13 protein-coding genes are annotated in these 13876 nt (G+C 62.1%); 1 reads left to right on the top strand and 12 read right to left on the bottom strand.

Translation table 11 applies throughout. From position 1 onward, the window contains the following. Positions 1-11 precede the first annotated feature (11 nt). The gene (locus QRN70_RS02575) at positions 12-785 is read left to right on the top strand and encodes an enoyl-CoA hydratase (protein WP_285415655.1); all 774 of its coding nucleotides are present in this window, start codon (positions 12-14) and stop codon (positions 783-785) included. A gap of 37 nt (positions 786-822) precedes the next feature. Here QRN70_RS02575 and QRN70_RS02570 read toward each other — a convergent pair whose 3' ends face one another. The 12 genes from QRN70_RS02570 to QRN70_RS02515 all read right to left on the bottom strand — a co-directional run bounded on the left by QRN70_RS02570 (position 823) and on the right by QRN70_RS02515 (position 13839). Beyond that, positions 823-1974 carry an acyl-CoA dehydrogenase family protein gene (locus QRN70_RS02570; RefSeq protein ID WP_285415654.1) on the bottom strand — a complete coding sequence of 384 codons (1152 nt, stop codon included), beginning with the start codon at positions 1972-1974 and terminating at the stop codon, positions 823-825. Positions 1975-1977: 3 nt separating this feature from the next. Continuing rightward, positions 1978-3084 (bottom strand): enoyl-CoA hydratase/isomerase family protein, encoded by a 1107-nt coding sequence (locus QRN70_RS02565; RefSeq protein ID WP_285415653.1) that lies wholly within the window; start codon positions 3082-3084, stop codon positions 1978-1980. Positions 3085-3251: 167 nt separating this feature from the next. Continuing rightward, a complete protein-coding gene (locus QRN70_RS02560) occupies positions 3252-4106 on the bottom strand; it encodes an alpha/beta hydrolase (protein ID WP_285415652.1) in 855 nt (284 codons plus the stop codon). Next, complete coding sequence (locus tag QRN70_RS02555; protein WP_285415651.1) at positions 4099-4503, bottom strand: RidA family protein; 405 nt, start codon at positions 4501-4503, stop codon at positions 4099-4101. Before QRN70_RS02555 ends, QRN70_RS02560 begins: the two co-directional genes overlap by 8 nt. Before the next feature lie 2 nt (positions 4504-4505). After that, positions 4506-5732, bottom strand: coding sequence for a cytochrome P450 (locus QRN70_RS02550; RefSeq protein ID WP_285415650.1), 1227 nt, complete (start codon positions 5730-5732; stop codon positions 4506-4508). Between the two features lie 2 nt (positions 5733-5734). Further along, on the bottom strand, positions 5735-7348 hold the full coding sequence (locus tag QRN70_RS02545) for an acyl-CoA dehydrogenase family protein (protein ID WP_285415649.1): 1614 nt from the start codon (positions 7346-7348) through the stop codon (positions 5735-5737). Positions 7349-7749: 401 nt separating this feature from the next. Further along, positions 7750-8436: an HPP family protein gene (locus QRN70_RS02540; protein ID WP_285415648.1), complete on the bottom strand. Its 687-nt coding sequence runs from the start codon at positions 8434-8436 to the stop codon at positions 7750-7752. A 156-nt stretch (positions 8437-8592) separates the two neighbouring features. Then, a complete protein-coding gene (locus QRN70_RS02535) occupies positions 8593-9771 on the bottom strand; it encodes an MFS transporter (RefSeq protein WP_285417991.1) in 1179 nt (392 codons plus the stop codon). Between the two features lie 16 nt (positions 9772-9787). Next, positions 9788-11140 (bottom strand): MmgE/PrpD family protein, encoded by a 1353-nt coding sequence (locus QRN70_RS02530; RefSeq protein ID WP_285415647.1) that lies wholly within the window; start codon positions 11138-11140, stop codon positions 9788-9790. Next, entirely contained in the window at positions 11137-12024 is an 888-nt protein-coding gene (locus QRN70_RS02525) for a polysaccharide deacetylase family protein (RefSeq protein ID WP_285415646.1), read from the bottom strand. The genes QRN70_RS02530 and QRN70_RS02525 overlap by 4 nt, the downstream gene beginning before the upstream one ends. After that, positions 12017-12865: a polysaccharide deacetylase family protein gene (locus tag QRN70_RS02520; protein WP_285415645.1), complete on the bottom strand. Its 849-nt coding sequence runs from the start codon at positions 12863-12865 to the stop codon at positions 12017-12019. Before QRN70_RS02520 ends, QRN70_RS02525 begins: the two co-directional genes overlap by 8 nt. A gap of 149 nt (positions 12866-13014) precedes the next feature. Beyond that, a complete protein-coding gene (locus QRN70_RS02515; protein ID WP_285415644.1) occupies positions 13015-13839 on the bottom strand; it encodes an ABC transporter substrate-binding protein in 825 nt (274 codons plus the stop codon). Positions 13840-13876: the final 37 nt, after the last annotated feature.

Here is a 13876-nt window from a genome sequence, read left to right as displayed (position 1 = left end):
GGAATCTGCACATGAGTTACGAAACGATTTTGCTAGAAAACCACGGCCGCGTCGGCTTGATCACCCTCAATCGCCCGCAGGCGCTGAATGCCCTCAACGCGCAACTGGTCAGCGAAGTGAACCACGCCCTCGATGGCCTGGAAGCCGATGCCAATATCGGTTGCATCGTCATCACCGGCTCGAAAAAAGCCTTCGCCGCCGGTGCCGACATCAAGGAAATGGCCGAGCTGACCTATCCGCAGATTTACCTGGACGACCTGTTCAGCGACAGCGACCGTGTGGCCAACCGGCGCAAGCCGATCATCGCAGCGGTCAACGGCTTCGCCCTGGGCGGTGGCTGCGAGCTGGCACTGATGTGCGACTTCATCCTGGCTGGCGACAACGCCAAATTCGGCCAGCCGGAAATCAACCTCGGCGTGCTCCCGGGCATGGGCGGCACCCAGCGCCTGACCCGTGCCGTGGGTAAGGCCAAGGCCATGGAAATGTGCCTGAGCGGGCGCTTGATCGATGCGGTGGAAGCCGAGCGCTGTGGCATCGTTGCGCGGATCGTGCCGAGCGATGAACTGCTCGATGAAGCGCTGAAGGTCGCCGCGCTGATTGCCAGCAAGTCGTTGCCGATTGCGATGATGGTCAAGGAGAGCGTCAACCGTGCGTTCGAAGTCAACCTGACTGAAGGCGTGCGCTTCGAACGTCGTGTATTCCATGCGGCGTTTGCGACGCAGGATCAGAAGGAAGGGATGGCGGCATTCATTGCCAAGCGGCCCGCCGAGTTCCAAGGCAAGTAACAGCGTTCGCCCCCACGCATGGCGTGGGGGCGATCAGTCAGAGTGGGTAGTTCTTCAACTCCCGCGCAATCACCATGCGCTGAATCTCGCTCGACCCCTCATAAATCTGGGTAATCCGCGCATCCCGGTAATACTTCTCCACCGGGTAATCCTCCAGATAGCCATACCCGCCATGAATCTGAATCGCTGACGAGCACACCTTCTCAGCCATTTCCGAAGCGAACAGCTTGGCCTGCGACGCCTCCGACAGACACGGTTTGCCTGCCGTGCGCAACCGCGCCGCGTGCAGGATCATCAAACGCGCCGCGTTGATCTGCATCTGCATGTCGGCCAGCAGGTTGGCAATGCTCTGGTGCTCGACAATCGCTTTGCCGAACTGCACCCGATCACGGGCGTAACCCAGCGCCGCTTCGAACGCCGCACGGGCGATGCCCAGCGCCTGGGCGGCGATGCCGATGCGGCCGCCTTCGAGGTTGGAGAGGGCAATCGCCAAGCCTTTACCACGCTCACCGAGCAGATTGGCTTCGGGAATGCTGCAGTCGTTCAGCGTCACCGCGCAGGTGTCGGACGCGCGGATGCCCATCTTGTGTTCGGTGCGATCGACGATGAAACCCGGTGTATCAGTCGGCACCAGAAACGCCGAGATCCCACGCTTGCCCAGATCAGGATCGGTGACGGCAAACACGATCGCCAGCTTCGCCCGCTTGCCGTTGCTGACGAATTGCTTGGCGCCATTGATCACCCACTGGCCGTCGCGCAGTTCGGCGCGGGTGCGCAGGTTGTGCGCCTCGGAGCCGGCCTGGGGCTCGGTCAGGCAGAAGCAGCCGATCACCGCGCCGCTGGCCAGATCCGCCAGCCAGGTCTGCTTCTGTGCTTCGCTGCCGTAATTGAGCACCGGCCCGCAGCCAACCGAGTTGTGGATGCTCATGAACGCACCGGTGGCGCCGTCACCGGCGGAAATCTCTTCCACCGCCAGCGCATAGGCCACGTAGTCGACGTAAGTGCCGCCCCATTCTTCCGGCACCACCATGCCGAGCAGGCCGAGTTCGCCCATCTTCGCCACCAGCGCATCGTCGATCCAGCCCGCCTTTTCCCAGGCCTGCGCGTGGGGGGCGATTTCGCCACGGGCGAAATCCCGGGCCATGTCGCGGATCATTACCTGGTCTTCAGTCAATTCGAGATCGTGCATGGCTCAGCTCCCGCTCTCAGCGAAACCGTGAAAGAAACTCGCCACCTGCTCGGGGTGCAGCGCGGCGAGCGTCGGCGGGTTCCAGCGTGGTGATTTGTCTTTGTCGATCAGCAGGGCGCGCACGCCTTCGATCAGGTCGCCGCGCTCGAACCACTGGCGATCCAGGTGCAGTTCGAGGGCGAAGCACTGTTCCAGGCTCAACTGGCGACCGCGACGGAGCATTTCCAGGGTCACGCCCATCGCCAGCGGCGAGCGGGTTTCCAGCAGGTCGGCGGTGGTGGTGGCCCAGGCATGGCTGTCGGCGACGGTCACGGCGCGCAGTTGCTCGACGATGCTCGGCACGTCAGGTAAGGCGAAGAAATGGTCGATAGCAGGACGCAAGGCTTCAAGCGGCGCATCCGGCAGAGTTTGCACGGCGTGGCGGGCCAGCAGGTTTTGCAGATCCTTGAGCGGCGTGTCGTGCCATTGCAGCTGATCGAGTTGCTCGTCGAGGGTGCCGAGTTTGCTGCTGTCCAGATACCAGTCGGCCAGGCCGCAATACAGCGCATCGGCTGCACGGATCTGCACGCCGCTGACACCCAGGTAAATCCCCAGTTCGCCGGGAATCCGCGAGAGGAAATAACTGCCGCCGACATCCGGGAAATAACCTATCGCCACTTCCGGCATCGCCAGACGGCTGTTCTCGGTAACCACGCGCAGATCGGCGCCTTGCACCAGGCCCATGCCACCGCCGAGAACGAATCCGTCCATCAGCGCCAGCACCGGTTTGCGGTAGTGGTGGAGAGTCAGGTCAAGGGCGTATTCCTCGACGAAGAAGTCTTCGTGCAGGGTGTCGCCACTCTTGAAACTGTCGTACAGGGAACGAATGTCGCCGCCGGCACAGAAGGCCTTTTCGCCAGCCCCACGCAGAACCACGGCATGCACGGCGGCATCGCCGGCCCAGGCGTCCAGGTGCCGTTGCAGCTGGCGGACCATGTCGAGCGTGATGGCGTTGAGGCCGGCGGGGCGGTTGAGGGTCAGGTGCCCGATGTGATTGCGGACCTCGGCCAGCACGGTGTCTTGCGTAGCATCCATGGACGAAGTCCGTGGCGATGAAGCCTGAGCAGTCATCTCTAACTCCCTGCTTTTATTGTCTTTATTCGAGAAGCTCGCGCGCGAGCGTTGGTCGATCGTAACAGTGCAAATTTGCCATGTACAACCGGGATATGTGCAGGGGCTGTCTGCATTTTTGCCTGATCTTGAGCGGGGGGAGCTCCCGCTCAGCGCAGCACCGGCTGTCACTCCCTGCGAAACTGCGCCTGCAGCGAGCGGACGCATGACAGCAGTGCCTGCCTGGCCTCATCATGCGCCGCAGGATGGTTCATGAAACCATGGCGCATGCCTTGAAATTCCAGGTGTTCGACGGTCACACCGGCTGCACGCAATCTCGCTGCATAGGCACGGCCTTCATCGCGCAGAATGTCGAGTTCGCTGGTGACGATCAGCGTCCGGGGCAGCCCGTGCAACGCGTCGTAAAGCAGGGGGGATAACTGCGGATCGGCGCGCGATGTGCCGGGCGGCAGATAGTGGCCGAGATACCATTCGAGCATCTCTGTGGTCAGGCCATGGCCCTGCGCGAATTGCTCGCGGGAGGGGTATTCGGTGTGGCAATCGAGCAAGGGGTAAAGCAGCAGCTGAAAGCCGAGACACGGTCTTTCCTGCATCGAGTCGCGCTGACTGATGACCGCGGCCATGGTCCCGCCGGAGCCACCGCCGGCGACCGCGATGCTCGAAGGATCAAGGTCATGCTCGCGACCCTGCCGTGCGACCCATTGCAAGGCTGTCCAGCAATCATCCAGGGCTGCCGGAAACAGGTGTTCCGGAGGGCGGGCGTAATCAACGGCGACTACCGCACAGCCAGCCCAGTCACACATCAGTCGACAGAAACCATCATGGGTATCCAGGTCGCCCGTGACCCAGCCACCACCATGGAAGAACACCAGGACGGCAAAAGGCCCCTTGCCCGCAGGCCGGTAAAGGCGCAGCGGCAATCGGCGAGCTTGACTTTCGATCGCCATGTCGTGTACGCGGGTCACTTGTGCCTGGCGTAACGCTGCTCTGGCGCCCTCTACAGTCAAAGAGGCCTCATTCATGACTGCGATCCTCGGTCGAGCGGGCCTCTGCCTCAATCTCGATGACGAATTCAGGGCCGATCAATCGGGCGACTTCCAGCAGCATGGTGGTGGGTGGATGTTGGTCAAAGAACTCCTTGTGGGCCTGGGCGATTTGCGGCCAGAGATCCATATTGCTGGTGTACATGCGGGTTGCAATGATGCGCGTGCGATCCTCGCCCAGTTCTTTGAGCGCCTGTTCGATGATCTCCAGGCAGCGCCGCGTCTGGGCATAGGCGTCGCCCGGCTTGAAGGGCCTGCCGTCAGCATCGAATGCCACCGTGCCGCCCACCAGCAAGGTATTGCCAGCCTTCAAGGCTCTGCAGTAGCCGGCGATGGATTCCCAGGGGGCGGCAGAAAACACACGTCGAAATTCCATGCTCAGACTCCTTTCCCAAGATTGATCGGAAGTGCCTTCAAACCCCGGAATTGAAGGTTGCTGTTGCGCCAGGTCGCAGGGTTGTCCGCGACAAGAGCCAAATCGGGAAAGCGCTTGAGCAGGGACGTAAATACGATCTCCGCTTCCAGTCGGAACAGCGCCGTGCCCATGCAGAAGTGCTGACCACGGCCGAATGCCAGATGGTCATGGTCGGTTCGACGGATATCGAAGGTGTCAGGGTCCGTGAATTTCGCCGGATCGCGGTTGGCCGAAGCACGTATCAGGTAGACCAGGTCTCCCGCCCTCATCGTGACGCCTGCGATCGTGACGTCTTGCGTCAGCACTCGATGGCTCAATGAACCGGCGGCATCGAAGCGCAGCATTTCCTCCACGGCCAGGTTCACCAGGGCCGGATCGTCTTTGAGGGCCGCATGCTGCGCCGGGTGTTCGAGCAAGTGCAGCAGGCCGATACAGAGTTGGTCAGCGCTGGTGGTGTAACCGGCAACCAGAATGAAGACGATCTGCGCCAGTACCTCGTCATCGCTCGCCGCACTTTCCAGACTCGACTCAAGCACCCGACTGACCAGGTCGTCCCGGGGTTCGCGGCGGCGCTTTTCAACGAGGTCGGCAAAGTAGGCGTACATCTCTTCAATCCCTGCTAGTGCCTGTTCGGGGCCATAGTCGGGATCGTGGCTGCCGCCGAGAAACATCACGATGTCCCGCGTCCAGCGCCGCAGTTTCAGGGCATCTTCGCGATCGATGCCGTAGAGCTGGGCCAGGATCAGCGCGGGAATCCGGTCGAAAAGACTGGCCTTGAGGTCGACCTGGCCGTGCAGGCCGGCCAGCTCTCGATCGGTGATGGCCTGAATGATCTGGCGCAACGACTCAATGGCGCGAGGTGTGAATGCCTTGCCCAGCAACTGACGACTGGCCTTGTGAGCGTCTCCATCCTGGGAATACATCCATTGCGAGGCCAGGCGGACGAAGACGTTGAGTTGCTCGCGTTGTTCTTTCGATACGCGGGTGTCGACCAGTTGCCGCATACGGTTTGAAGAGTAGCGTCGGGTATCGGCCTGGGCGGCGTGGACATCGGCATAGCGGGTCAGAAACCAGGCATGCAAGGGGTCGCACCAATAGACCGGTTGATGCGTTCGCAGGTACGCGTAGGCCCGATAGGGGTTCTGGATGGTGTCGCGGTCGGAGAAGTCCGGAAAAGAATGGATGGCCATGCTCACGCCTCCTCGTAGAGTGCAGCCGTGAAACGCTCGACGTAATTGGCTTGGTCGAGGGTGGCAGTGACCAGCTCCGGCGGTGGCTTGAGCAGCTCGTGGATCTCGCCGAGCCGGGCTTCTGTAGCGTGCAGTTCCAGTTCGTCGCCAGCGACCGCCAGGCCCCAAGGGTGCAAAACCGGGGAAAAGACATGGACGATGTCCTGCAGCGTTGCGGGCGAAACGAGCCGGTTGCGTTCGCCTTCGACGAGTATCAGGTCCAGCGCCCGGGCGTAGGTGAGTGCCACGGCCTGGCGGTGGGAAAAGTCAGCACGATCGCGGCATTGATCAACGATGCGCGACTCGATGCGCTGGGCGATGTTGCGGGAGGCAAGCCGTGGTCGGGTGATGGCGTCCCTGGCGACCTGAGCGCACAGGATGCTGTTGTCACCGGCGAACGTGGTGCTGATCTCGTGATCCATGCACAAGGTGACGATCTGGTTGTCATGGTGAAACCCCTGGGATCCACAGAGCTGGCGGATTGCCCGGATGACGTCCAGCCCCAGCCAGGTGCCGACGCTTTTGGCGATGGCGGCGAGAATATGCAACTCGGTGCGCTTCTGCGGCTGACTCCACATTTCCTCGAACCGGGACAGGACCGCCTGTTCAAGCAGCTTCAGCGCCAGGACCTTGAGTTGCTCGACATACAACCGTTGTCGAAACAGGGCCCGGGTCAGCAGTGGCTGGTGGTTTTCGGCATTCTTGACCTGTCGATGGCAAGCGAAACGATACCCCAGGTGGACGCACAGGCTGGCCGCTCCGCAAGCGGCAGCAATGAGGAACAGGCGTTCCTGAATGAATGTCTGCATCGCGGACGTCAGGCGCTCCTTGCGCATGATGTCGCTGCTGAAGACGCCGTCCGGCGAGAATCGGGCATAGCGTTGCATCATCGCGTCCAGCGGCAGTTTCATTGCACAGAAGCGGATGCCGGCAACCTGATTGGCATGAATGCCGCCCTTCGGATCGCAGGTGGTCATGCGCACGCCCGGCAGCAACGGGCCGTTCTCGTTCTCGCGAATGCGCACTCGGAACCAGTGCAGCCCCTCATCCACGCCATTGACGATCAGCCGTCCCAGGACCATGACCACCTGGGCTGCGTGCAGGGCGTTGCCGATCCAGAACTTGCAGGCTTGCGCAGACGGCGAGTCAAGGATCAGGCAACGGTTTTGCGCGTCATGGCTGACCGTGGTCTGCAGGTTGCCCACTTCCGAACCCCTGGCGATTTCCGTGCAACCGAATGCATAGACAGCACCGAGTCGGTTGATTTCTTCACGGTAGTCACGCACCTGGCGATCATCGCCATGAGCAAGCAAGGCGTCGCCGGCAATCATGTGATCGACGATGCTGGCAATCAGGGAATAGTCATAAGCGCCCAGGTAACCGGCACGTTGCAGCAACAGGCGGAAATCGGACTGACAGGGTTGGCCCAGCCACATGGCGTTGTCCATGTGGCCACCGCTTAAAATGGCGCGCATGCGATCGATGTTCAGATCCATGTATTCGCGTAGGGAAAGACGATGGCGCTTGCCGGGTTCGAACAAGGGCGTGCGCAGCAATTGCAGCAGTGGGTCGCTCATGAAACGTTCCTCTCGCAGATCTCGAAATCAGAGATTCGAAAACCACCAGATTTTCTGGAGCTGGCGAGGAACACACGTACCTGCGTGCAACAGGCAGGGCATTGAGCGGACAACAGGTTACGCGGGCAATGCGGTGTTTCCTGAAGGGAACGGTTCAATCAAAGCGCAAAGCCAGCTCGCTTCTCAACGACGTTGAGCGTTTCTTCATAGCCAGACTTCCAATGTCATCGCTACTGGGCGTTACAGCGAGCCAGACTTCTTAGTGAAAGGCAGACAACTCTGTGCGGTACAGAAATTAAATCTAGTTACTCCAGATGATTTGGCAAGGTTGGCCAACGGCCTTTTGTCGGAAGCATGCGCGAGCACAGCCTCTTCAATTGCCGAGGCAGGAAACGATTCGGTCAGCGGAACACCTGGCCAATACTGCGCCGCTTGGCGTGCAGTTCGCTGGCATGGATCAACTGCTCCAGATCTTCCGGCGTGACATCAATGAATGCCTCCATGTCCGCCAGCGCCCGTTTCAGATCCTCGGCCGTGATCGCCTGAATATCGACGGGGGCCACGGCGGGCGCGGGTTCGGCGGGGCGTTTCGGGTAGCGGATGCGGGTCAGGTTGTTGTACGCCAGTGCGGCCAGCAGCAGACAGGCGGCGCTGAGCATCACCGGTTCCAGAGCTTTCCAGTCCATGGCGATGGTCATCGGATCGGCCAGCACCAGGGTCAATGCGACGGCGCCGGCCGGCGGGTGCAGGCAGCGCAGCCAGCACATCAGGATCAGCGCAATCCCCGCCGCGAGGCAGGCGCTGCCCAGGGTGCGGCCGAGCACATGGGCCACCAGCAACGCGACGACACCCGCACACAGGTAGCCGCCGATGATCGACCACGGCTGGGCGAGGGCGCCGGAGGATACCGCGAACAGCAGCACCGCCGAGGCACCCAGCGGGCCGATCAGGTGGTAGGCCACCTCGATGCCGAACACCTGACTGCACGCCCACACGCTGAACAACGTGCCCAGCGCCATGCCGATGGCGGCGCGGCTCCATTCGGTGGGGCGGGTGTTGATGGCGGCGGGCAACCAGCGGGCGAGCATGCAGAGCGTTCCTCTTGAACAAATCCGGGGCAAAAAAAAGGACTTGTCCGTAACGCGGAAAGTCCTTCGAAGGTTCCAACTATTGGGGGAGGAACGCGCACAGTGTGCCAAGCAATCACGATGCTGACAAATTCATATAAATGCAGTTTCAATGCATTATTTGTGAAGTAAGGCCACGCGTCGCCCGCTCATGAAGCACAGCGATCCGCCCATCGCAGTCAGTGCGCTGAGGGCGTAGAACATGGTCGGTGCCGGCGTGTGCATCAGCAGGAAGCCGCAGATCACCGGGCTCAGCGCGCCGCCCAGCGCGGCCAGATTCTGCGCGCCGTAATAGCTGCCGCGCAGTTCTTCCGGGGCCAGGGTGTCGACGAAGAGGAATTCCGACGGGTAAATGATCATCTCGCCGAGGGTGAAGATGAACATCGCGATGCACCACGTCACCAGGCTGTCGGCCAGGCTGAAGCCGATCAGGCCGAGGATGAACAGGCTGGTGCCGGCGGCGATCCAGTAGCGCAGTTTTTCCCGATTGAGGAAGCGGCCGATCTGGTATTGCAGCAGGATCACCGCGATGGCATTGCAGGCGAGCAGGGCGGCCATGGTCTGCAATGCGCGTTGTGAATCCTCGACCACCAGCAGGTACTGCGACAGGTACAGGGTGAAGCGCCCGTGGACCACGGTGCTGAGCAGGCAACCGCAGGTGAACATGATCAGCGTGCGGTCATTTTTCAGGGTGACCAGCGTTTTCAGGAAGCTTTGTGGCTGGCCGATGGCGGCGACCGGGCTGGCGTCCCGGGGGATGCCGATCATCAGGAAGATGCTGCCGAACGCGATGGCAGCGGCAATCAGGAACGGCGCAATCGGATACACCCCGGCGATCACCACACCGAGCATCGGACCGGTGGCGTAACCGATATTGGTCAAGGTGTAGCGCAGGGAAAACGCCTTGGCCCGTTGGCCCATGGGCAGGTTTTCGCTGAGGATCGCCTTGGAGCCGATCAGGAACAGCGCCGACGCGGTTTCGGTGATGACCAGGGTTACGGTGGTCAGGTACAGGTCTTTGGCGAAGGTCAGCAAGACGAAACCGATGGCGCTGGAGAGCATCGCGAGGATCAGCAACCGACGCTTTTCCAGGCGGTCGATGATGTAACCACCGTAGAGGGCGAGCAGGGTGGCGATGAACACCGCGATGCCCAGCAACAACCCGACGTCCTGTTGGTTGAGGCCGAGCTTGTTGCTCAGGAACAGCGTCAGCAGCGGGCTGGTGATCGCCCGGCTGACCACGATGGTTAGCGAGACGATCATCAGGCGGCGGATAACGAGCGAGTAGGTGGCCACGGTCAATCAAATGTCCTTATTCGGTTAACAGGTGCTCAAGGTCGCGCACGCAAGCCAGCGTTTGCAGTTGCCGCAACTGCGCCAGTAACGGCTCGGCCTTGAGCGGTGAAATGACCCGCAACGCCAGACTGAAAAACTTCTCCTCCAGCGCCGCCTCGCTCAACGGATTGCCCGGCGCCCCCAGCGGCACCTCGACACACAGGCTCACCTGACGCCCGTCGCGGGTGCGAACAACGACCACCGGCTCGCCATCCTCCGACAGTCGCTCATCCACTTCAAGGCGAATGCGCGTCAACCAGTGAGCCATGCGCGGATCGTTGCGCGGTTCTTCTTCGTAAGCCTCGAGCCGGCAATGGCCGAGCACCAGCCGTGCGGCGAGGGCGTAGGGCAGGCTCATCTGCGCGGCGGCCAGACTGTGGATGTCGCGACCGCCGCACATGTCGAGCAGAAAACCGCACAGGTTCACCTGGACGTCTTCCACCTGATCCGCGCCGACCTGCAATTGCTCCAGCAACAACCCCAGTGCATCGATCGCCGAATGAGTGCCACGACACGCGGCGTATGGCTTGAGCGAACAGCGCGCGAGTTTCCACACGCCGCCCAATTCGGCATCCAGCGCATCCGGCTGCGCACTGCCCGGTGCCAGGGTCTTGAGAAAGCCACCCCAGACATCATCGAACAGCACCGACGGCCCGCTGACGCCTTCGCGAGCAAAACGCGCCGCGAGCAGACCACCCTCGGCCGCCCGCCCGCTGTGCAGTTTTTTGCTCTGCGAGCCGTCATGGATGAACGCCCATAAGCCACCGCTGAAACTGCCGGCGATGCCCAGCGCCGACACGGTTTGCCCGACATCCAGGGCCAGGATCCGCGCACAGGCTGCTGCCGCGCCGAACACGCCGCAGGTGGCGGTGGAGTGCCAGCCGGCGCCGTTGTGGGCCGAATAACTGCCGCAAGCCTCCAGCACTCGTCGGCCGATTTCGTAACCGATCACCACGGCGGTGATGAATTCGCGACCGTCCACCGGGCGATCCACCAGCGACAGCGCCGCCATCACCGCCGGCAACACGACCGCGCCGGAGTGATCGCAACCGCCGGTGTCGTCCAGCTCCAGCGCATGCGCGGCGATGCCGTTGAGCAACGCCGCATGCCCCGCGCCGACGCGCAGTGACGAACCCCAGACCAGTGCGGTGCCCGGCTCGGCGCCGAACACCTGCCGCGCCTGCAGCGCCACCGCACTGTCGGCCCCGGCCAGCGCCGCGCCGAAGGTGTCGAGAATGTGTCGCTTGGCCTGTTCCACCAACGCCGGCGGCAGGTCTTCAAAGCGGGTCCCGACGCAGAACTGCGCCAGCCGCTGCATGCGTTCCGTCATACGAGGTTGTCCCGATAATGGCGCTCATACACCGATGCCGGATGATCCTGCGCGACCGGCGCCGCTGTCTGCGTCCACCATTGCGCGACTTCGGCGCCGGTGGCGATCCACACGTCGTCATGCTGCACAATGCCTTGCAGCAACTCGCGCAATACACCGATGCGCCCCGGCGTGGCGATGATTTCCGGGTGCAGGCGCAGCACGTAGCACAGGCCGAAGCGGTGGAATCCGGCGAAGTCCATTTGCAGGTTGCCCAGGGTGTGGCTGTAGGAGGCGATCCGCGATTGCGCCGGCGGCACGGCCGGGCTCAGGTTGAAGGCGAAATAAGGTTCGTCTTCCAGTTCGTAATGCAGCGGCAACTCGACCACTTCGGGTGCGGTCGGGTGCAAGAACGGCAGATCATCGCCGCGCCATGATGACGACCAGCGAATGCCGTGATCTTTCAAGGCGTGGATGAAGCCCGGAGCACCGTTGCCGGCAGGTAGGCGAAAACCTGTCGGACGCACGCCGGTCAATGCGTGCAACGCAGTACACCCCTTGGCGACGTCCGCGCTTTGTGCGGTCAGATCCAGCGTGTCGTAGTCCTGATGACGGTAGCCGGCGCTGGCGATTTCATGGCCGTCAGCCAGAATCGCGGCGAGGTGCTGCGGATTTTCCTCGGCAACGATGCCGGGCACGAACCAGCTGCTGCGCACCCCGAGTTCCCTGAACAGACCGAGCAAACGCTCGACGCCGCGCTGGGTGCCGTAGCGCCACACCGACAGGGTCTTGTCGCGGCCGGCGACTTCCGGGGCCTGGGTGAGAATGCCGTGGATGTCGTTGTAGTCGACGGTGAGCACCACTGCGCAGCGCTTGCCGTGTGGCCAGACGTGGGAATCAGCCATGGTGATGCTCCTTGAGCCACCAGCGGGCGACGTCACGGCAGGTGGCGAACCACACGTCATCGCGCTGGCGCATGTGTGCGAAGAGTTGCTCCAGCAACAGGATGCGCCCCGGTTTGCCGGTGATTTTCGGGTGGAACAGGGTGGTCAGGCACAGGCCTTCGTCCATCGCGCCGTCGTACTCGCGCTGCCAGTTGTCGAGGGTCAGTTGGTAACTGGCGGTGCGATCCAGCCCGGACGGAAAATTCGGCGCGCGGGTGTAGGCCAGGGAGGCGTAATCGTCCATTTCCCAACGCCCGGGGATCTCCACCAGCGGCGTGTCGCGGCCGGGGACGTTGACCAGATACGGACGGTCGTCGCCGCGCATGCTGCTGGAATAGACGACGCCGTTGTCGGCGAGCATCGCTGGCGTCTCGGCGCGCCAGTCACCGGACGGGGTGCGAAAACCCTCGGCACGGATGTGCAGGTACTGCCAGAAGACGTCGCGGGATTTGTTCATCACGGCCTGCTGCTGGTCCAGCGTCAGGGCGTAGAAAGACTCGTGCCGGTAGCCGTGGTAAGCGACTTCATGACCGCGTTCGACGATGGCCTGACATTGTTTCGGCCAGTTCTCCACGACCCATGCGGGGACGAAGAAGGTGGTCGGGATGTTGAAGGCGTCGAGCAGATCCAACAGGCGCGGCAGGGCGCGATACGGGCCGTAGCCGCCGAAGCCGAAATACTCGGGTTTGCGCCAGATCGAGCCATTGAGCATGGCATCGCCGGTCGGGCCGTCGAGGTCGAAGGCCAGCGCGAGGCAGGCTTTGTGCTGGTCGGGCCAGGTGGGTTGGGGGGAACTGAGCATTGGGCGCTCCACACATGTAGGGACGTACGCTGTACCTGTGGCAGCGAGCTTGCTCGCGATGAGGCCATGTCAGTCGACATCACTGGTGAATGACACACTGACTTCGCGGGCAGGCTCGCTCCCACAATGGAAAGGTGGCGCTGACCGGATTACTTGCCCGCGTTGATGGTCACTTCCTTGATAGCACCCAGCTCCAGATCCCACTTCTTCAGGATCGCGTTATAACTGCCGTCATCGACCATGCTTTGCAACGCGACTTTCACCGCCTCGCTCAGCTCAGGTTTCTTCTTGCTCACACCCAACCCGGTGAACTGCACGGAGATCGGCTGGCCGACAGTCTTGTACATGTCCTTTTCCTGGGTCTTGAGGTACGACAGCGTCTCGCTGCCCTGCATGGCCGCGTCGATCCGGCTCTGCCGCAGTTGCGCGCGGGCGTCGGCCGAGCCTTCGGTGCCGATCACGTTGATCGCCGGTTTGCCTGCCGCTTCACAGTTTTCCTTGCTCCACGCGGCGATTTCCGCCGGGAACGTGGTGCGCCGGCTGGTGCCGACTTTCTTGCCGCACAGGTCGATGATTTCGTTGGTCGCGGCGTTCTTCTGCAAGGTGTAGAACTGCGGACCGCTGGTGAAGTAGTCGACGAAGGTCACGCTGGCCTGGCGCTCGGCGGTGTCGGTCATGCCCGACAGCACCAGGTCGACGCGGTCGGTGGTCAGCGCATTGATCATTTGCTCGAAGCCGGTTTCCTGCCATTTGATCTTCACGCCCAGGCGCTCGGCCAGCGCGTTGCCCAGGTCATAATCGAGACCGGTGAGGGTATTGGTGGCCGGGTCCTTGAAATCCATCGGCGGGTAATTGGGCATGATCGCGACAACAATCTCGCCTTTTTCCTTGATGCTGGCCGGCAACTCGGCGGCCACGGCGAAACCGCAGGACATGAGGGCGGTGAGTACTGCTGGAATGACGAAGTTCTTCATGGACGTTCTCTTATGAGTGTTGTGAAGGCCAAAGGGG

The organism is Pseudomonas sp. efr-133-TYG-5 (assembly GCF_030209175.1).
Lineage (GTDB): Bacteria > Pseudomonadota > Gammaproteobacteria > Pseudomonadales > Pseudomonadaceae > Aquipseudomonas.
This window is presented reverse-complemented; position numbering and strand designations above follow the sequence as displayed.